The organism is Nocardioides zeae (assembly GCF_030818655.1).
GTDB lineage: Bacteria > Actinomycetota > Actinomycetes > Propionibacteriales > Nocardioidaceae > Nocardioides > Nocardioides zeae_A.
The window spans coordinates 1,091,944-1,109,817 of sequence record NZ_JAUTAN010000001.1 but is presented as its reverse complement, the minus strand read 5'-3'; the positions used below and the strand labels follow the sequence as shown (position 1 = coordinate 1,109,817).

Annotated in this window: 20 protein-coding genes and 1 pseudogene; 10 read left to right on the top strand and 11 right to left on the bottom strand. The window is 71.1% G+C overall.

Going from position 1 to position 17,874, the window contains the following annotated elements; all coding sequences use genetic code 11:
- The first annotated feature begins 6 nt into the window (after positions 1-6).
- Positions 7-1,017, top strand: coding sequence for a LysR family transcriptional regulator (locus QE405_RS05305; RefSeq protein WP_307199170.1), 1,011 nt, complete (start codon positions 7-9; stop codon positions 1,015-1,017).
- A gap of 15 nt (positions 1,018-1,032) precedes the next feature.
- Here QE405_RS05305 and dmpG read toward each other — a convergent pair whose 3' ends face one another.
- The 3 genes from dmpG to QE405_RS05290 are packed head-to-tail and all read right to left on the bottom strand — an operon-like array spanning position 1,033 to position 3,824.
- Complete coding sequence (gene dmpG, locus QE405_RS05300; protein ID WP_307199169.1) at positions 1,033-2,052, bottom strand: 4-hydroxy-2-oxovalerate aldolase; 1,020 nt, start codon at positions 2,050-2,052, stop codon at positions 1,033-1,035.
- A gap of 1 nt (position 2,053) precedes the next feature.
- The gene (locus QE405_RS05295; RefSeq protein ID WP_307199168.1) at positions 2,054-3,004 is read right to left on the bottom strand and encodes an acetaldehyde dehydrogenase (acetylating); all 951 of its coding nucleotides are present in this window, start codon (positions 3,002-3,004) and stop codon (positions 2,054-2,056) included.
- Between the two features lie 10 nt (positions 3,005-3,014).
- Positions 3,015-3,824, bottom strand: coding sequence for a 2-keto-4-pentenoate hydratase (locus tag QE405_RS05290; protein WP_307199167.1), 810 nt, complete (start codon positions 3,822-3,824; stop codon positions 3,015-3,017).
- A gap of 70 nt (positions 3,825-3,894) precedes the next feature.
- Between QE405_RS05290 and QE405_RS05285 the strand changes: the two genes are divergently transcribed.
- On the top strand, positions 3,895-4,677 hold the full coding sequence (locus tag QE405_RS05285) for an IclR family transcriptional regulator (protein ID WP_307199166.1): 783 nt from the start codon (positions 3,895-3,897) through the stop codon (positions 4,675-4,677).
- 44 nt (positions 4,678-4,721) lie between these two features.
- The gene (locus QE405_RS05280) at positions 4,722-5,732 is read left to right on the top strand and encodes a 5'-3' exonuclease H3TH domain-containing protein (protein ID WP_307199165.1); all 1,011 of its coding nucleotides are present in this window, start codon (positions 4,722-4,724) and stop codon (positions 5,730-5,732) included.
- On the opposite strand, the gene QE405_RS05275 is transcribed toward QE405_RS05280, so the two are convergent.
- On the bottom strand, positions 5,733-6,962 hold the full coding sequence (locus QE405_RS05275) for a hypothetical protein (RefSeq protein WP_307199164.1): 1,230 nt from the start codon (positions 6,960-6,962) through the stop codon (positions 5,733-5,735). It lies immediately after the preceding gene.
- A complete protein-coding gene (locus QE405_RS05270) occupies positions 6,946-7,419 on the bottom strand; it encodes a cytochrome P450 (protein WP_373459442.1) in 474 nt (157 codons plus the stop codon). The genes QE405_RS05275 and QE405_RS05270 overlap by 17 nt, the downstream gene beginning before the upstream one ends.
- A 258-nt stretch (positions 7,420-7,677) precedes the next feature.
- On the opposite strand from QE405_RS05270, the gene QE405_RS05265 reads away from it, so the two are divergent.
- The 4 genes from QE405_RS05265 to QE405_RS05250 all read left to right on the top strand — a co-directional run bounded on the left by QE405_RS05265 (position 7,678) and on the right by QE405_RS05250 (position 10,226).
- Positions 7,678-8,157, top strand: coding sequence for a 5'-3' exonuclease H3TH domain-containing protein (locus QE405_RS05265; protein ID WP_307199162.1), 480 nt, complete (start codon positions 7,678-7,680; stop codon positions 8,155-8,157).
- Between the two features lie 67 nt (positions 8,158-8,224).
- Positions 8,225-8,494, top strand: coding sequence for a type II toxin-antitoxin system TacA family antitoxin (locus tag QE405_RS05260; RefSeq protein WP_307199161.1), 270 nt, complete (start codon positions 8,225-8,227; stop codon positions 8,492-8,494).
- Complete coding sequence (locus QE405_RS05255; RefSeq protein ID WP_307199160.1) at positions 8,495-9,049, top strand: hypothetical protein; 555 nt, start codon at positions 8,495-8,497, stop codon at positions 9,047-9,049.
- Between the two features lie 190 nt (positions 9,050-9,239).
- Positions 9,240-10,226, top strand: coding sequence for a DUF2510 domain-containing protein (locus tag QE405_RS05250; protein WP_307199159.1), 987 nt, complete (start codon positions 9,240-9,242; stop codon positions 10,224-10,226).
- A 3-nt stretch (positions 10,227-10,229) separates the two neighbouring features.
- Here the strand turns inward: QE405_RS05250 and QE405_RS05245 are convergent, their stop codons facing one another.
- The 6 genes and pseudogenes from QE405_RS05245 to QE405_RS05225 form a co-directional block, all read right to left on the bottom strand.
- The gene (locus QE405_RS05245) at positions 10,230-10,601 is read right to left on the bottom strand and encodes a DUF427 domain-containing protein (protein ID WP_307199158.1); all 372 of its coding nucleotides are present in this window, start codon (positions 10,599-10,601) and stop codon (positions 10,230-10,232) included.
- Positions 10,602-10,648: 47 nt separating this feature from the next.
- A complete protein-coding gene (lpdA, locus tag QE405_RS05240; protein WP_307199157.1) occupies positions 10,649-12,046 on the bottom strand; it encodes a dihydrolipoyl dehydrogenase in 1,398 nt (465 codons plus the stop codon).
- On the bottom strand, positions 12,043-12,720 hold the full coding sequence (locus QE405_RS21060) for a 2-oxo acid dehydrogenase subunit E2 (RefSeq protein WP_444939678.1): 678 nt from the start codon (positions 12,718-12,720) through the stop codon (positions 12,043-12,045). The genes lpdA and QE405_RS21060 overlap by 4 nt, the downstream gene beginning before the upstream one ends.
- A 190-nt stretch (positions 12,721-12,910) precedes the next feature.
- Positions 12,911-13,294 (bottom strand): annotated as a pseudogene (locus tag QE405_RS21055) (biotin/lipoyl-containing protein); the annotation flags it as partial.
- Positions 13,295-13,374: 80 nt separating this feature from the next.
- The gene (locus QE405_RS05230) at positions 13,375-14,370 is read right to left on the bottom strand and encodes an alpha-ketoacid dehydrogenase subunit beta (protein WP_307199156.1); all 996 of its coding nucleotides are present in this window, start codon (positions 14,368-14,370) and stop codon (positions 13,375-13,377) included.
- On the bottom strand, positions 14,367-15,392 hold the full coding sequence (locus QE405_RS05225) for a thiamine pyrophosphate-dependent enzyme (RefSeq protein ID WP_307199155.1): 1,026 nt from the start codon (positions 15,390-15,392) through the stop codon (positions 14,367-14,369). Before QE405_RS05225 ends, QE405_RS05230 begins: the two co-directional genes overlap by 4 nt.
- 167 nt (positions 15,393-15,559) lie before the next feature.
- On the opposite strand from QE405_RS05225, the gene QE405_RS05220 reads away from it, so the two are divergent.
- The 3 genes from QE405_RS05220 (at position 15,560) to QE405_RS05210 (ending at position 17,851) form a co-directional block, all read left to right on the top strand.
- On the top strand, positions 15,560-16,066 hold the full coding sequence (locus QE405_RS05220; RefSeq protein ID WP_307199154.1) for an Lrp/AsnC family transcriptional regulator: 507 nt from the start codon (positions 15,560-15,562) through the stop codon (positions 16,064-16,066).
- 448 nt (positions 16,067-16,514) lie between these two features.
- A complete protein-coding gene (locus QE405_RS05215; RefSeq protein WP_307199153.1) occupies positions 16,515-16,994 on the top strand; it encodes a TIR domain-containing protein in 480 nt (159 codons plus the stop codon).
- A complete protein-coding gene (locus tag QE405_RS05210) occupies positions 16,991-17,851 on the top strand; it encodes an HIT family protein (RefSeq protein WP_307199152.1) in 861 nt (286 codons plus the stop codon). Before QE405_RS05215 ends, QE405_RS05210 begins: the two co-directional genes overlap by 4 nt.
- The last annotated feature ends 23 nt before the right edge of the window (positions 17,852-17,874 follow it).

The window sequence follows — 17,874 nt, the reverse complement described above, 5'->3', positions numbered from 1 at the left end:
GGTTTCGTGCAGGTCACAGAAGTGTTCGGCGGGAGGCTCAAGCTCCGCCAGCTCGTGCTGCTCGTCACGATCGCCGACGAGGGTTCGTTCGTCGGCGCCGCGACGGCGCTCTACATCTCGCAGCCGGCAGTGACGCGGGCGGTGCGCGAGCTGGAGGAGATCGTCGGCGTGGACCTCTTCGTGCGGCGACCGCGCGGGGTCTCCCCCACGGTCTACGGCGAGATCCTCATCGACCAGGCGCGCGCCGCCCTCGGCAACCTCCGGCGGGCCGCGCAGCAGATCGACGAGGTGAAGCAGGCCGGCACGCGCCCGCTCCGGGTCGGCACCAACCTGGCGGGCGCCTACTCGCTGCTCCCCCGGGCCCTGGTGGCGCTCAAGCGCCACGAGCCCGGGGTGCCCGTGAGCGTGCGGGAGGGGACGGCCGAGGAGCTCTCGACGGCGCTCGTGCGGAGCGAGATCGACCTCATGGTGGGGCGCCTGGACCCGAGCACCTACCGCGGGGCGCTGCACCACCTGCGGTTGTACGACGAGGCCGTGCGCATCGTCGTGCGCCGGGACCACCCGGCCCTCGCGGAGGAGGAGCCGACGCTGGAGGGGCTGCGGGCGTACCCGTGGATCCTGCCGCTGCGCCCCAGCCAGCTGCGCCGCGAGCTGGAGGAGGTCTTCGAGCGGCAGGGACTGCCGCTGCCAGCCGACGTCATCGAGTGCTCGACCATGCTGACGATGCGGTCGATCCTGGTCGAGACGGACTCGCTGGCGCCGCTGCCGACCTACGTGGGGCTGCGCGACGAGGAGCTCGACCTGCTGACGACGGAGCTCGACACGGTGCCGCGCGCGATCGGGGTGACGCTGCCGGCCGACCGCTCCGTCAGTGCCCACGCACGGCTGCTCGTCGACGCGCTCGCCGACGTGGCGCGGTCCATCGGGACCGAGCTGCAGGCCGAGGAGCGGCGCCTCCGGGGGCGGGGCTCGGGATCGGGGCCCGGGTCGGGGTCGGGGTCGGTCGAGCAGCCGTGAGGGGGGCGCGCGGCCTCAGGCGGCGTCGCGCGCCGCGACGAGGGTGAGCGCGACGTCGGTGATCATGTCCTCCTGGCCGCCGACGAGGCGACGGCGGCCGCACTCCATGAGGATGTCGCGGACGTCGAGGCCGAAGCGCTCCGCGGCCGCCTCGGCGTGCCGGAGGAAGCTGGAGTAGACGCCGGCGTAGCCGAGCGTGAGGGTCTCGCGGTCGACGCGGACCGGGCGGTCCTGGAGGGGACGCACGAGGTCGTCGGCGGCGTCCTGGAGCGCGAAGAGGTCGCACCCGTGCTCGAAGCCGGACAGGTCGGCGACCGCGACGAACGCCTCGATCGGGCAGTTGCCCGCCCCGGCCCCGTGGCCGGCGAGGGACGCGTCGACGCGGCGTACGCCGTTCTCGACCGCGACGACGGAGTTCGCGACGGACAGCGAGAGGTTCTCGTGGGCGTGGATGCCGATCTCGGTGTCCGCGTCGAGGACGTCGCGGTAGGCGCGCACCCGGGCGGCGACGTCGCTCATGGTGAGCCGGCCCCCGGAGTCCGTGACGTAGACGCAGTGCGCGCCGTACGACTCCATGAGGCGGGCCTGCTGCGCCAGCTCCTCGGGAGGTGCCATGTGGGACAGCATGAGGAAGCCGGAGACGTCCATCCCGAGCTCGCGGGCCGCGGCGATGTGCTGGGCGGAGACGTCGGCCTCGGTGCAGTGGGTCGCGACCCGCACGGACCGCACGCCGAGCTCGTAGGCCCGCTTCAGCTCGTGCAGGGTGCCGACGCCCGGCAGCAGCAGGGTGGTGAGCCGGGCCCGCTCCAGCACGGAGGCGGCGGCCTCGATCCACTCCCAGTCGGTGTGCGACCCGGGGCCGTAGTTGAGCGAGGAGCCCGCGAGGCCGTCGCCGTGGGCGACCTCGATGGCGTCGACCCCGGCCGCGTCGAGCGCGGCCACGATCGTGCGGACGTCGTCGGGGCTGATGCGGTGGCGCACGGCGTGCATGCCGTCGCGCAGCGTCACGTCCTGGACGAAGATCGAGGTGGCCATGTCAGATCCCTGCCGTCGAGGCCGCGATGCGCTCGGCCATGCGGAGCGCCGCGGACGTCATGATGTCGAGGTTGCCGGCGTACGCCGGGAGGTAGTGCGCGGCGCCCTCGACCTCGAGGAACACCGACACCTGGTGGGTCGGGCGGTCCGCCGTCGCGTCGACGAGGGTGTGGACCGGCTGGTCGGCGGGCAGCTCGGTGATCTGCACCTGCTGCTTGAGGCGGTAACCGGGCACGTACGCCGCCACGTCCGCCACCATCTTCTCGATGGACGCGCGGATCTCGTCCTGCACCCCCGGGTCGGGCGCGTGGACGAGCGCGAAGACGGTGTCGCGCATGATGAGTGGCGGCTCGGCGGGGTTGAGGACGATGATCGCCTTGCCGGCCGCGGCACCGCCGACCTCGACGATGGCAGCCGAGGTGGTCTCGGTGAACTCGTCGATGTTCGCCCGGGTGCCGGGCCCCGCGGAGCGGGACGCGATCGAGGCGACGATCTCGGCGTACGCCACGGGGACGATGCGCGAGACGGCCGCCACGATCGGGATCGTGGCCTGTCCCCCGCAGGTCACCATGTTCACGTTGGGCGCCGCGAGGTGGTCGTCGATGTTGACGGCCGGGATGACGTAGGGACCGACGGCGGCCGGGGTCAGGTCGATGAGCCGCTTGCCCAGCGGCTCCAGCAGCGCGGCGTTGTGGCGGTGGGCGCCGGCGGAGGTCGCGTCGAAGACGATCTCGATCTCGTCGAACCCGGGGAGCGCCAGCAGCCCCTCGACGCCCTCGTGGGTCGTGGGGACACCCATCCTCTGCGCACGCGCCAGCCCGTCGGAGTCGGGGTCGATGCCGACCATGGCGCCCATCTCGAGCAGGGAGCTGGTGCGCATCACCTTGATCATGAGGTCGGTCCCGATGTTGCCCGACCCGATGACGGCGACCTTGGTGGTGGGGGTGGTCATGGCTGTCTCCTCACTGCTCGCCGATGGTGACGCTGACAGCGCCGAGGTCCGAGAACGACGCGGTGACGCGGTCACCCGGCTGCACCGGTCGCATCGGGCCGAGCGCCCCGGAGAGGACGACCTGGCCGGCGCGCAGGGGCTCGCCGAGCTCCCGCGCCTGCCGGGCCAGCCAGAGGAGCGCGGCGACCGGGTCACCGAGGCACGCCTCGCCCGTCCCCGTCGCGACCACCTCGTCGTTGATGGTCATGCTCATGGCGACCCCGCGCGGCTCGACGTCGGCCAGCGTCAGGCGCTGCCGGCCGAGCACGAAGGCGCCCGCGGAGGCGTTGTCGGCGACGGTGTCGCCGAAGCTGATGTCCCAGTCGGCAATGCGGCTCCCGCAGATCTCCAGCGCGGGGACGACCTCCGCGACGGCGGCGCGGACCTCGTCGATGCCGAGGGGGCCGTCGGCGAGGTCGGACCCGAGCACGAAGGCGACCTCGGCCTCGACCCGGGGCTGCAGCACGCTGGTGGCGGGCAGGGTGCCGCCGTCGTCGTACGCCATGTCGTCGAGCAGCACGCCGAAGTCCGGCTGGTCGACGCCGAGCTGGGCCTGCACCGCCTCCGACGTCAGGCCGATCTTGCGGCCAACGACGCGGGCACCGGCCGCGGTCCGCTCGGCGACGAGGAGCTGCTGGACGGCGTACGCGGCGGGGACGTCGTCCCGCCCGATGAGGTCGCGCACCGGTCGGCCGGGCACGCCCGTGCGCTCGGCGTCGCGGAGGCGTCCCGCAGCAGCGGCCAGGGCGTCGGCGTCGACGCCGGTCGTGGTCTCGGTCATGGCGCCACCCTCCCGTGCGTCGCGGCACGACGCCCAGGCGGGCGTTCCACTCACCGGTACGCTGTCGCGGGTGACCGCCCCCGACCCCGCCCCGGACCTCGACACGGTGCTGGGGAAGGCCGTCGCCCTGCTCCGCGCGTTCCGCGTCGACGACACGGTGCTGCCGCTCGCGGAGCTGGTGCGCCGCACAGGACTGTCGAAGGGGACGGCGCACCGCGTCGCCGGTGACCTCGTCGCGCACCGGTTGCTCGACAAGACGCCGCACGGCTACCGCCTCTCCGGCGGGCTCTTCGAGCTCGGGATGCGGGCGGCCCCGGAACGCACCCTGCTGGAGCTGGCCATGCCGTTCCTCCAGGACCTCTACGAGCGCACCCACGAGACCGTGCACCTGGGGGTGCGGGACGGCACGGAGGTCGTGTACGTCGCGAAGATCGGCGGCCACCGCCAGGCCCGGTCGCCCTCGCGCACGGGCGGGCGGATGCCCATGCACTGCACGGCCATCGGGAAGGTGCTGCTGGCGCACGCCGACGACGAGGTGCGGGCCGGCGTGCTCGGCGCGGTTCTCGAGCGGCGGACGCCGCACACCGTGGTCGCCCCGGGGCTGCTGCGGGGACAGCTCGCCCGGGTGCTGGAGACGGGGGTGGGGTTCGAGCGTGAGGAGTCGACGCCCGGTCTCCTCTGCGTGGCGGCGCCCGTCCTCGAGCCGGACGGGCACGGGGCCGTGGCCGCGATCAGCGTGACCGGCCCGGTCGGCCGCTTCCGGCCGGAGTCGCACCAGACGGCGGTGCGTGCCGCGGCGACCGCGCTGGCGAGCACGCTCGCCCGCCGTGGCGGGGCCGACCGGCAGCGCTAGCGGCGGCGGTCGCCCGCGTGGCCGGGACCTACGATGGTCCTCCGATGACCCCGCCCGACGAGACCCCGCGCAAGCTGCTGCTCGTCGTCGACGCCCCCTCGCTGCTGCACCGCAACCACCACGCCCGCGCCCACACCCGGGCGCTCGACCGGGCGGGCCGGCCCGTCTGGGCGCTGCACGGGATGCTCCGCCAGATCATCGAGTCGATCGACCGCTTCGCGCCCGACGCCGTGCTGTTCGGGCTCGACGACCGCACGGGCTCCGTACGGCGCGACCGCTACCCCGACTACAAGGCGGGCCGCGCGGAGAAGCACCCCGAGCTCATCGACCAGCTGGAACGGGCCGGCGCGCTGCTCGACGCGCTCGGGCTGGCGACCCTGACGCCGCCGGGACTCGAGGCGGACGACGTCAGCGCCTCCGGTGCGGCCTGGGCACGGCGGCACGGCTGGGACTGCATCATCGTGACGTCCGACCGGGACACGTTCGCCCACATCAGCGACAGCACGAAGGTGCTGCGCCTCATCGACGGCGGCATCCACGGCTCGCCGCTGCTCGACCCCCGCCGCCTCCACACCATGTACGGCGTCGCCGCCGCCAACTACCTGGCCTACGCCGCCCTGCGCGGCGACGCGAGCGACAACCTGCCGGGCGTACCCGGCCTCGGCGAGAAGACCGCCGCCGCCCTCCTCGACGCCGCCGGATCCATGCAGGCCGTGTGGGCCGACATCGAGCACGACGAGGGGCGCAACGTCGCCGCGGCCCTCGACTCGTGGTCGCTCGACCAGGGCGGCCGCCGCCTCGGTGCACGCGTCGTCAAGCACCTGGCCGCGCCGGGCGCCCGCGAGCGCTACGACTTCAACGTCGCGATGATGCGCGGCCACGACGACCTCGACCTGGGGCTCACCCCCGACGTACCGGGCACCCCCGGGCTCCTCCCCCTCGACATCGACCGCGTGAGCCGGGTCGTGGGGTTCCTCAACGTCCAGGCGACGACCGACCTCGCCGTACGGGTGCTCACCGGCACGCCCGCGTCCGCGGCGGCGCGGTGGGCGTGATCAGCCGGCTCGTTCCTTCATCTCCTGCCCCTCCCTGCGAGCCTCCCGGGCGAGCAGGAACGGAGTCGCGACGAACGTGCTCACCAGGAGGATGGCGATCGCGGTGGCGATCACGTGGGCGGGGCGAGCGTGCTCCAGCGCCTGTCCGGCAATCAGGAATCCGACGGGCATCGTGCCGATCGTGACGAGCATGTTCACCGAGAGAACGCGCGAGACCAGGTCGCTCGGGGCTCGCTCCGCGATGTAGGAATGCGTCCACAGGGACGTGGTCTCCGTGGTGACGCCGGCCAACGCTGCGGCGACGATCAGCCCGGGCAACGGCAGATCCAGCAACACTCCCGCCAGCGGAAGCCCGATCCCGCAACCGCTCCACGCCGCGGCGGTGAGCAGGCGTCGCGGGCCCCACGCCCGCGCGAGGACCACGCCGAGGAAGGCGCCAGCGCCGAACGACGCGATGATCCAGCCTTGTTGTGCCTCGTCGATCCCCAGGATGTGCGGCGACTGCACGAGGATCAACCACACCGACACGGGAACAAGCACGTGCACGACGTCGACGACGAAGAGCGCGAGGAGGGCTCGGTCTCGCCGAACGAAGGAGAGCCCAGCAGTTGCCTCTCGCCACAGCTGTTCCCGTGACGCGCGACGGTCGACCGTGGCGTAGGCGTCCACACCGGCGGCCGAAGCGCATACCCCGGCCAGCAGAGCGAGGATCCAGCCGCCACCCAGCACTGGGACGAGGAGCGCTGCAGCGGCGGGCCCAGCGACGCGCGCACAGGTAGCCACCACCCGCCACGATGCGAGCGTGCTCTTCGGGGGCTGGTCGCTGGGTGCATGCGCAAGCAGCTGCGCCGGGACGACGCTCATGGGGGTCGTCGAACCGACGGCCACCAGCACGCAGAGAGCAGCCACGGTCGTCACGTTGCCGTCAGTAGCGCCCTGCGTGAACGCCACGGCTGCGAGGCCTGCGAAACCAACTGCCCTGAGCAGATCCGAGACCACCAAGACCCGGCGCTCGGAGAACTGCGCGAGTATGAAGCCCGACGCCAGCAGCACCGCGGTCCTGCTGGCCGTGTCGAGCGCGTAAATAAGCCCGAAGGCACCGACGCCCCAGGTCGGCACAACGAGAGTCGCGAGCACGATGAGGTAGCTCTGGCTTGCGACGGCAGCAACGCCTTGCACGACGAGCAGCGCGCGGCCGCGCGGGATGAGCGCGTTAGATGCTGCCGACACGGAACTTCAAGCCCACAGGGACAAGCGTTGCGCGGTCATCGATCGAGCCGTACACCGCAGCGCCCGCCGGAAAGATGCGCTTGTCACGCAGAACGCCGAGGAACGCGTCGATCTGTCCGTTTGCGAAATTGGCCCCCATGCAGAACCGCTTTCCTGCTCCGTAGGGAATGTAGGCGTTCGGCGGTGGCATTTCGGCCCACCGTTCGGGCGCGAACGCCATTGCGTCATCCCAAGCGGTCGTACGGTGAAGCACCCAACTGCTGATGAGAATGTGGGATCCACGCGGCAGCCTGTGTCCAGCGACGTCGATTTGAACGAGAGCGTCGCGGGCGAAGAGCCAGCTCGGCGGCCACAGGCGAAGAATTTCCTTCCGCACCTCGGAGACCTCGATGGAAGCGTTCTGAAGATTGCGTTGGATGTCCGGTCGGTTCGCGAGTTCCACCAACCCCCACGCCATGGCGGCTGCAGGGACTCCGCCTCCCTTCGTCGTCAATACGTGGATTGATCACCGAGTAGCGATCGATAGGAGTTCTAACACGCTTTCGCCAAATTGTTAACCATCCAGAAGCACCGCTGCGGAGAACGCGCCGAGACTGGCCGTGCGCACGGCGTGGACCGACCGCCGCCCGGTCGACCCAGCCACACCCGGCTGGGAATGCTTGTGACCGCAGCGACCGCCCCGCCGACTTGAGCGAGAGCGCGCCGCCTCCACACCATGTACGGCGTCGCCGCCGCCAACTACCTGGCCTACGCCGCCCTGCGCGGCGACGCGATCGACAACCTCCCGGGCGTGCCCGGCCTCGGCGAAAAGACCGCCGCCGCCCTCCTCGATGCCGCCGGATCCATGCAGGCCGTGTGGGCCGACATCGAGCACGACGAGGGGCGCAACGTCGCCGAGGCCCTCGACTCGTGGTCGCTCGACCAGGGCGGACGCCGCCTCGGTGCACGCGTCGTCAAGCACCTGGCCGCGCCGGGCGCCCGCGAGCGCTACGACTTCAACGTCGCGATGATGCGCGGCCACGACGACCTCGACCTCGGGCTCACCCCCGACGTACCAGGCACCCCCGGGCTCCTCCCCCTCGACATCGACCGCGTGAGCCGCGTCGTGGGGTTCCTCAACGTCCAGGCGACGACCGACCTCGCCGTACGGGTGCTCACCGGCACGCCCGCGTCAGCGGCGACGCGGTGGGCGTGACCCCTTGGCAATCGGTCGACACCGCTCTACGATTGTCCGTACATATGCCGTACGCGTAGGGAGCGACGTGGTGACAGCGACCAGGACGAAGCGATTCGAGACCCGTCTCGACGAGGCAACGGACCAGTTGATCACGCGCGCGGCCGAGCTCACCCAGATGAGCAAGTCTGCTTTCGTCACCGGTGCGGCGCGGGCCGAGGCAGAGAAGATCGTCGCTCGCGCCGAGATCACCCTGCTGGATCCGCAGGTCTTCGACGCGCTCGTCATGTCTCTCGACATCGCTGACGACGCGCCCGCGTTGCGGGACAAGCTGGCCTCGCTCCCCCGGATCTCGTAGGTGCCGCAGCCCCACCACCGTTTCGAGCCAGCGGGTCCCCACCACGACCTGACCACGTTCGATTGCGGCGACGAGCGCTACGACCGCTGGCTCCGGGCCTCCGCCCTGTCGGCAGTCCGAAGCGGCACGGCCGCCGTCACCGTGCTGGTCCGCGATGCGCCATCCGGGGCGCGAGTGGTGGGCTACTTCGCGCTTGCTCCGACAGGCGTGGTGCGCGGTGCCGTACCGGGCAGCGCACGGTCGGGCGGGCTCGATCCGATCCCCGGATACCTCCTGGCCAAGCTCGCGCTCGATCACACCTACCGGGGCGACCAGGTGAACCTGTGGGGCACCCAGCTGGTGCTGGGCGCCTTCCGCCAAGTCCTGGCGGCCAGTGCCACCGGGGGCGGTCGACTGCTCGTGGTCGACGCGGACAACGAAGGTCTCGTGCCGTGGTACCGGGGCCACGGGTTCCTCCCCACCGGCGTCGACCCGCTACGGCTCTACCTGAAGATCGCGACGATCCGTCGGTACGTCGACGACTACGACTCCCGTGGCACGGCGGCCTCTGAGTGACGCCACGCGCTCGGCGATGAAAGTCCGCAGAGCGGCGATGGTCGCTTGCACGGCCATGACCCGCACCCTGGCTCCGCGCATCAGCGGCGCGCTGCCGAGCCTGGGCCGTCACTCACTGAATCTGCCCACGTGCTGACCTCCGATCCGAAACAATCCGGATGACCGAGCACGACGACGGGGGTAGCGGCTGATGCAGATGTTCGACCTGTGGGGCCAAGTGGGCGCGTACGTCCCGCTGGAACCACCCGCCGACAAGACCGCGGTCCGGGCACTCGTCGGCTCCACGAGCGCGGGCCGTGACGAGCTGCGCAGCACTGCCACCCTGTCCGTCGACGGTTCGAAGCTCCGCGCCGAGGTGAGCGGAGTCGCCGTGGGATGGGTCCCGGTCGAGGTGGCGTCTTCGTACCTGCCCGTTCTCGCTGCCTTGACCGCGCAGGGACGCCTCCCGCGCGTGACGGCCCGCGTCAACGTCTACGACAGCTACCAGCCGGAGGACGCGGGCGACGGCGTGTGGGTGAGCTCGTACATCGCCCTTGCCGAGCCCCACCTGCTGCAGCCCCTCAACGCGCCACCCACCGCGGCGCACGTCGAGCTCCCGGAGGGGCGCAAGCAGAAGGTCGCCGTGACGGTTGACCCCAGCAGCGTTGAGGCACGTCCGTGGATCCAGCCAGAGGGAGCAGGTTGGGTCTACTGCAGCCTGCACGCCCATGAGGAGCAGCTCGCTCGGACCACTCGTGAGGTCGTGCAGGTCGAGGTCGATTCCGTGGTGGTGGGCACGCTGACGCCAGCGATGAGCAAGAACTTCTTGCCACTCGTCAACCTGGTCGCCGCAACGGACCGGGTGCCTGTCGCCAGAGGCCTCATCAAGGGCAACCACCTGCAGCTCGAGATGACGGTCGCCGCGTTGAAGTCATCGGAAGTGACCCAGGCGTGGCTGCGCGACCACGGCTTGACCGGTGACAACGGAGCCGGGCGATTGCCGGCACCCGATGCCACGGAGGACCCGATCGAAGCCGCCACCGACCCGGCGGGCGACGATCTCGGACCCGACGGCTCAGGGCCGGATGCCCGGGAGCCGGGCTTCTACGCCGACCCCCAGGGCATGGCCGACGAGCGGTTCTGGGACGGCTTCGACTGGACCTCGCGCATCCGCATGCGTCCGAAGCCGGCCCGCTGAAGGCTAGGCGATGCTGACCTCCACCTCGTTCGGGTAGAACGCGACGTGGCCGGCGATGGGCGCGACGGCGTCGTACGGCGCGTCGTAGGTCCACACCGCGTTCTCGGCGCGCGCGTCGCCGTCGACGAGGGAGTAGTAGCCGGCGTCGCCCTTGTAGGGGCAGTACGTCGCGTGGTCGGTCCGCTCCAGCACGGCGGCGTCGACGTCGGCGAGGGGGACGTACTGCACCGGCGGGTAGGACGCCTCCTGCAGCGTCAGCGCGCGGTCGGTCTCCGCGATGACGCGGCCGTTGCGGGCGACGACGACGTGGCCGTCCGTCGGGGTGACGGTGATGGGGTGGGTCTCGTCCGGGATGAGGTGCGGTCGGTTGCTCATGACGGGAGCAACACCCTCGAGACGCCGACGCATCCCGGGACCGGCGATCACAGGTTGATCATGTGGCCCTCGAGCCCGTGGAAGGCCTCCTGCAGCGCCTCCCCGAGGGTGGGGTGCACGTGCACGTTGCGGGACAGCTCGAACGACCCGAGGTCCCACTTCTGCGCCAGCGTCAGCTCGGGCAGCAGCTCGGCGACGTCCGGGCCGACGAGGTGCCCGCCGAGGAGCGCGCCGTTCGCGTCGGCGAGCACCTTGACGAAGCCGACGGGCTCGCCGAGACCGTGCGCCTTGCCGTTCGCCGTGAAGGGGAACTTGGCCACGCGGATCTCGCCGTGCTCGGCGCGCGCCTGGGCCTCGGTGAGGCCGAAGCTCGCCACCTGGGGCTGGCAGAAGGTGGCGCGCGGCATCATCCGCAGGTCGCCCAGCTCCATCGTGACCGCCCCGGCCAGCGTCTCCGCCGCCACGACCGCCATGGCCTCCGCAACGTGAGCGAGCTGCAGCTGCAGCGTCACGTCGCCGATGGCGTAGATGCCGGGCACATTCGTCCGCATCCGCGCGTCGACGGTGATGGCGCCGCGGTCGTCGACGGCCACGCCGGCAACGTCGAGGCCGAGGTCCTCGGAGTTGGGGACGAACCCGGTGGCGACGAGCACGCGGTCGAAGGGCTCCCGGGCCGGTACGTCGTCCGCGCCGGTCCACGCGACCTCCACCTCGTCGCCGCGGTCCGTCACCGATCCCACGCGCACACCGGTGCGCACGGTGACCCCGAGCCCGCGGTAGGCCTTGGCCATCGCGCTCGAGACGTCGGCGTCCTCGGCGGGCAGCACGCGGTCGGCGTACTCCAGGAGGGTCACCTCGACGCCGTACGCCTGCAGCACGTAGGCCATCTCCATCCCGATCGCGCCGGCGCCCACGATGCCGATGCTGCGCGGGAGGGTCGCGTCGAGCACGACCTCCTCGTAGGTGACCACGTTGGCCGAGGCGGTGACGCCGGGGAGCATCCGCGGGCGCGCGCCGGTCGCGACGATGGCGTCGGTGAAGGAGACCGTGCGCGTGCTCCCGTCGGCGGCCGTGACCTCGATGGAGCGGGGGCCCGTGAACCGCCCACGCCCGTCGATCTCGACGACCTTGTTCTTGCGCATCAGGTAGTGGATCCCGGCCGCCCGACCGTCCGCGACCTCGCGGCTGCGGGCGTGCGCCCGTCCGTAGTCGAACCGCGCCTCGCCGACGATCCCGAAGTCCTCGGCGCGGTCGCGCCACAGGCTGGCGAGCTCCGCGTTGCGCAGGAGCGCCTTCGACGGGATGCAGCCGACGTTGAGGCAGACGCCGCCCCAGAACCGCTCCTCGACGACCGCGACGCTGCGGCCGAGCTGGGCGGCACGGACCGCGGCGACGTAGCCGCCCGGCCCGGCACCGATGACGACGACGTCGTAGTGCTCGCTCACAGGAACGCCTCCGTGGGGTCGCGCAGGATCGCCGCGGTGTCGGCGAGCACGCGGGATCCCTCGGCGCCGTCGAGCACCCGGTGGTCGAACGACAGCGCGAGCTGCAGCACCGAGCGGGGCTCGATGCGCTCGTCGGCGCCCTCACCGACGACCCACGGGGTACGGCGGATGGCACCGACCGCGAGGATCGCCGTCTCCCCCGGGTTGAGGATGGGCGTGCCGGTGTCGACGCCGAAGACGCCGACGTTGGTGATGGTGGTCGTGCCGTGGGCCATCGACTCGGGCGTCGTCCGCCCGGCGCGCGCCGTCTGCGCGAGGTCGTCGATGGCGACCGCCAGGTCGCGGAGATCCATGCGGTCGGCGGCCTTCACGTTGGGCACGACGAGCCCCCGCGGGGTGGCCGCGGCGATGCCGAGGTTGACCTGCCCGGGCACCACGATCTCCTGCGCGGCCTCGTCCCAGCGGGCGGTCGCCATCGGCGTACGCCGCAGCGCGTGCAGGTAGGCCCGCGCCACGAACGCCAGCGGCGTCGCGCGCACGTCGCGGAACTCGCGCCGGGCGAGCACCCGATCGCGCAGCTCGAGCGTGGCCGTGACGTCGACCGTCACGAACTCGGTCACGTGCGGCGCGGTGAACGCCGAGGACACCATCGCCGCCGCCGTCTGCTTCCGCACGCCCTTGACGGGGATGCGGGTCTCGAGGCCGTACGGCGCGGGCTCGGCCGGCGTCGGCTCCGGAACCGAGGTCGGTGCGGGAACGGGCGGCGGCTCCTGAGCGGGGGACGGGCGGCGGCCCGGCCTGCTGGGCAGCAGCCAGCACGTCGGTGCGCACGACGATCCCGTCGGGACCACTCGGCGTGAGGGACGCCAGGTCCACGCCCAGCACCTGGGCGAGCTTGCGGACGGGCGGCTTGGCGCGGGGCTTGTCGGCCACCGCCGTCGCTCCGGCCCCGGCCGGGCGCGCTCCCCCGCGGCGGCGACGGCTCGTGGTGGCCTCGCGCGCGCCGTACCCGACGAGGAGCTGGGGCTCGTCCTCCGTCGGCTCGGGCTCTGGGCTGGGCGCTGCCTGCGGCGTACCGATCTCGATGATCGGCGTGCCGACGTCGACGGTCTGCCCCTCGGGCACGAGGAGGGCGAGCACCTGGCCGGCGAAGGGCGACGGCAGCTCGACGACGGACTTCGCGGTCTCGATGTCGACGAGCGTCTGGTTGACCTCGACGGTGTCGCCGACGGCGACGTGCCAGGTCACGATCTCGGCCTCGGTGAGGCCCTCGCCGACGTCGGGGAGGAGGAACTGCTGGGGGGTGCTCACGGGGGTCGTCACTCCGGTCAGTAGGCGAGGCTGGCGTCGCAGGCGTCGAGCAGGCGGTCGAGGCCCGGGAGCCACTCCTCCTCGAGGCGGCTGGCGGGGTACGGCGTGTCGTAGCCCGTGACGCGGAGCACCGGCGCCTCGAGCTCGAAGAAGGCGTCGCGCTGGACGCGGGCGGCGAGCTCGCCGCCGATGCCGCCGGACTGGGAGGCCTCGTGGGCGATGACGAGGCGGCCGGTACGGCGCACGGAGGCCACGACCGTCTCGTGGTCGAGCGGTGCGATGGTGCGGAGGTCGATGACCTCCACCTCGGTGCCCTCGGCGGCGAGCTCGTCGGCGGCCTTCAGCGCGGTGGCCGTGAGGGCGCCGTACGTCGCGATCGTCAGCGCGTCGCCCTCGCGGGCCACACGGGCGCGGTCGAGGGCCTCGCGGGGAGCGGCGCCCGCGGCGTGGTCGACGGGACCCTTGCTCCAGTACGCCTTCTTGGGCTCGAGAAAGATGACGGGGTCCTCGCAGCGGATGGCCGCGCGCATGAGGGCGTACGCCTCCTGCGGCGTCGACGGGCACACGACGCGAAGCCCGGGCGTGTGCGCGAAGTAGGCCTCGGGTGACTCGCTGTGGTGCTCGATGGCGCCGATGCCGCCACCGACGGGGATGCGGACGACGACGGGGAGGCTGACACGGCCCTCGGAGCGGTGGCGGTACTTGGCGAGCTGCGTGACGATCTGGTTCATCGCCGGGAAGACGAAGCCGTCGAACTGGATCTCGACGACGGGGCGGTAGCCGGCCATCGCGAGACCGATCGCGCTGCCGACGATGCCCGCCTCGCCCAGGGGTGAGGTCACGACGCGGGTGCCGCCGAAGTCCTTGGCGAGCCCGTCGGTGACGCGGAAGACGCCGCCGAGCTCACCGATGTCCTCGCCGACGAGGAGCACCTTCGGGTCGGTGTCGAGCTCGTCGCGCAGGGCCTGGTTGAGGGCGTGGGCCATGGCCTGGTTCTTCGTCTCGGTGCTCATGCCGGGCCCTCCTCACCGGCCGCCACGAACGCGAGGTGCTCGTCGCGCTGCCGGGCGAGCTCGGGCGTCATCGTGTGGAGCGTGTGGAGGAACGGGTCGTCGTGGGACGGGACCGGGAGCGCGCGGCAGCCCGTGCGCAGGCGCTCGGCGAGCTCTTGCTCCTCGGCGGCGACGGCCGCGAGGAAGGCGTCGTCGATCGCGCCGCTCTCGAGGAGCGTGGTGCGCAGCCGGTCGACGGGGTCGAGGTCGCGCCAGTGGTCGTTCTCGGCGGCGTCGCGGTAGCGCAGGTCGTCGTCCGACGTGGTGTGCGGGTTGCGCCGGTAGGTGACGGCCTCGATGAGGGTCGGTCCCCCGCCCGCGCGGGCCTGGGCGAGGGCCTGCTCGGTGGCGGCGTGGCAGGCGGCGACGTCGTTGCCGTCCACCTGCACGCCGGGGAAGCCGAAGCCGGAGGCGCGCTGGGCGGCCGGTACGCGGCTCTGCACGCTGAACGGCGCCGAGATGGCCCACTGGTTGTTCTGGCAGAAGAAGACGACCGGCAGGTTCTGGGCGGCGGCCCACACGAACGCCTCGTTCGTCTCCCCCTCGCTGAGGGCGCCGTCGCCGAGGAACACCAGTACGGCGCGGTCCCGGTCCGGGTCGCCCGTGCCGACGTCCCCGTCGCGCACGATGCCCATGGCGTAGCCGACCGCGTGCAACGTCTGCGCGCCGATGACGAGCGTGTAGAGCTGGAAGCCGCGCTCGGCCGGGTCCCACCCGCCCATCGTCGTGCCGCGGAAGAGGCCGAGCAGCTGCACCGGGTCCACGCCGAAGCACCAGGCGACGGCGTGCTCGCGGTACGTCGGGAAGACGACGTCCCGCGGCCGGAGCGCCGAGCCGGCACCGACCTGGGCGCCCTCCTGTCCGAGCATCGACGGCCACAGGCCGAGCTCCCCCTGCCGCTGCAGGGCGATCGCCTCGGTGTCGACGCGTCGCGCCAGGATCATGTCGCGCAGTGCGGCGCGCAGGTCCAGGGTCGGCTCCACGGGGTCTCCTTCATCTCCGGGTGTGCGCAGGAGCCTGGCGGGTGACGTGAACCACGCGCAACGAAAGCGCTCTAGTCGTGCGAGGATCGCTTTTGTTCTTTGCTTATGCGTCCTTTTTGCGCCTGTTCCGCGCGCTCGACGCAACTACTGGGAAGCGAGCTGCTGCCATGGACGACCTCGACCGCCAGATCCTCGACCTGCTCCGCGCCAATGCGCGGATGCCCACCAGCGAGATCGCGCAGCGGGTGGGACTGTCCGCTGCCCCGGTCGCGCGGCGGATCGCACGGATGGAGGCGAGCGGCGTCATCAAGGGCTACACGGCGATCGTGGCCGACGGCGCGGTCGGCGAGATCGACGCCTTCACCGAGATCCGGCTGACGGGTCAGACCGACACGCGGGAGATCGAGGAGATCGCGCGGCAGGTGCCCGAGGTGCAGCAGTTCTTCACGATCTCCGGTGATCCCGATGGGTTGCTGCGGTTCCGGGTGAGGAGCGTGGAGCATCTGCAAAGCGTCGTGAATGCCATCCGGAGGACGGGGTTGGTGGCGGGGACGAAGACCTTGATCGTGATGTCGACGTGGGATCGGGCGACGGACGCACAGAAAGCAGGGACGTCGCGCAGCGAGCCCGCCGGCAGTCTCGCTCGTCCCCCAGGGACCGGGGTTCGCGACTGAGCAGAGCACCGCGTCGCGCGGACTGCAGACAACACGGGCCCGAGGCCGCCTGTCCGGCAAGTGGCCGGTCGGGCTCGTTCCTGCGGCATCCACCTGGCGCCCGACCTCCTCCGCGTCTGCACCGGGAAGCGTCCACTTACCTCAAATTCGTGCTGGAGACCGAGTGTGCCGCTCCGCCAGAAAGACGTGGCCGCTACTCACTCTTCAAGGTCGTACCTGGCGACATCCGGAAGCGCTTCAGACCAGCAACTCGTCCCCCGACGCCTCCGCTCTAAAGAGGACAAGCGGCTCCAGCGGGGAATACTCAACTCTGAGGGCTCTGCCGGCCCCCGACAGACGTGAGGGGTCGCAGCTAAGGGCTGCCGAGCCTTGTCATGTCGCTGCGGCAGAACTGTCGGGAGCGGTCGCTAAGGTGCAATCCCAGCCCCAGAACCCCCAGGACTCATCCATGGCGAAGACCGTCTTCTACAGCTTCCATTACACCCGCGACGTTCATCGAGTGCAGCTCGTGAAGCACATCAACGCCCTCGAAGGGCAGCCGATCCTGAACTCCCAGCAGTGGGAGACGGTCCAGCGGGGAGGAACACCCGCGATCCAGAAGTGGATCGACGGAGAGATGGCATACAAGCGTGCAGTCGTGGTTCTCATTGGCAAGGAGACGGCCGGCCGCCCCTGGGTCAAGTACGAGATCCAGAAGGCGTGGTCGATCAAGAAGCCTCTCGTTGGGATCAGGATTCATGGCCTGTCATCGATGGGGACGGTCGACACCATCGGCGGAGACCCATTCGCCAACGCCGGGGTGCGCGGCGTGCCTATCTACGATCCCACCGTCAAGAACTGGCAAGGGAGCATCGACTCCCAGGCCACCTACCGAGCCCTCGCCGCCAACATCGAGCAGTGGGTTTCGCAGGGTGTGGCTCAACGATGAGCAACGATCCGTGCCCCTTCTGCATCATCGTAAAGGGCGAAGATTCAAGCGCCCGCGTCCTGTACCGAGACCAGGATGTCACCGCGTTCTTCCCGCTCATGCCGGCGACACGGGGCCACACCTTGGTCATCCCGAATCGGCATGTCGCCGAACACGTTGACCTCACTGACGCAGAGAGCCGGCAGCTCGGATCTGCCGTCAGGCGTACGGCCATAGGCGTACGGTCGGCTGTTTCTCCTGACGGAATCAACATCATCCAGTCGACGGGCTCGGCCGCGACGCAAACCATCCCGCATGTGCACTTCCACGTTGTGCCTCGGTGGAGCGACGACGACGTCTCGCTCGTCTGGCCCGACAGGGCGGCGGAGGACCCCGACGCGCAGGATCAGACTCTTGCTCTCGTCCGCTCGGTTCTTCCTTTCGGAAGCTCCGACGTCTCACCGGAGGATAGGCGACAGCACCTCTCCTTCATCCAGGCTGTAGTCACCCGCATGTCCCAGGCCTCTTCCTCTGCGAAAACCTGGCTGCTGCCGATCGTCACGCTCACCTACGGGTACGCAGTAACGAAGCAACAGTGGGTGGTAGCCGTCATGGGCCTCATCGCTGTAATCATCTTCGGCGTCTTGGACGCCAACTACCTCAAGCAAGAGCGCGCCTTCCGCAAGCTCTACGACAGGGTGGCCGTCGGGAGTGCCATCCCAGCTTTCTCCATGAATCCGGCTCTCGCCGGGCCCGCAGGAGCGAAGGTCAACTACTGGCCCGACTGGGAAGATCTTCGGTCATGGGCGGTGGCCCCCGTCTACGGTCCGCTGCTGCTTGGGGGGATTGCGATAGCCGTGTGGGCGCACTGCCAATGAGCCCTGAAGTCTGCGGAACAATT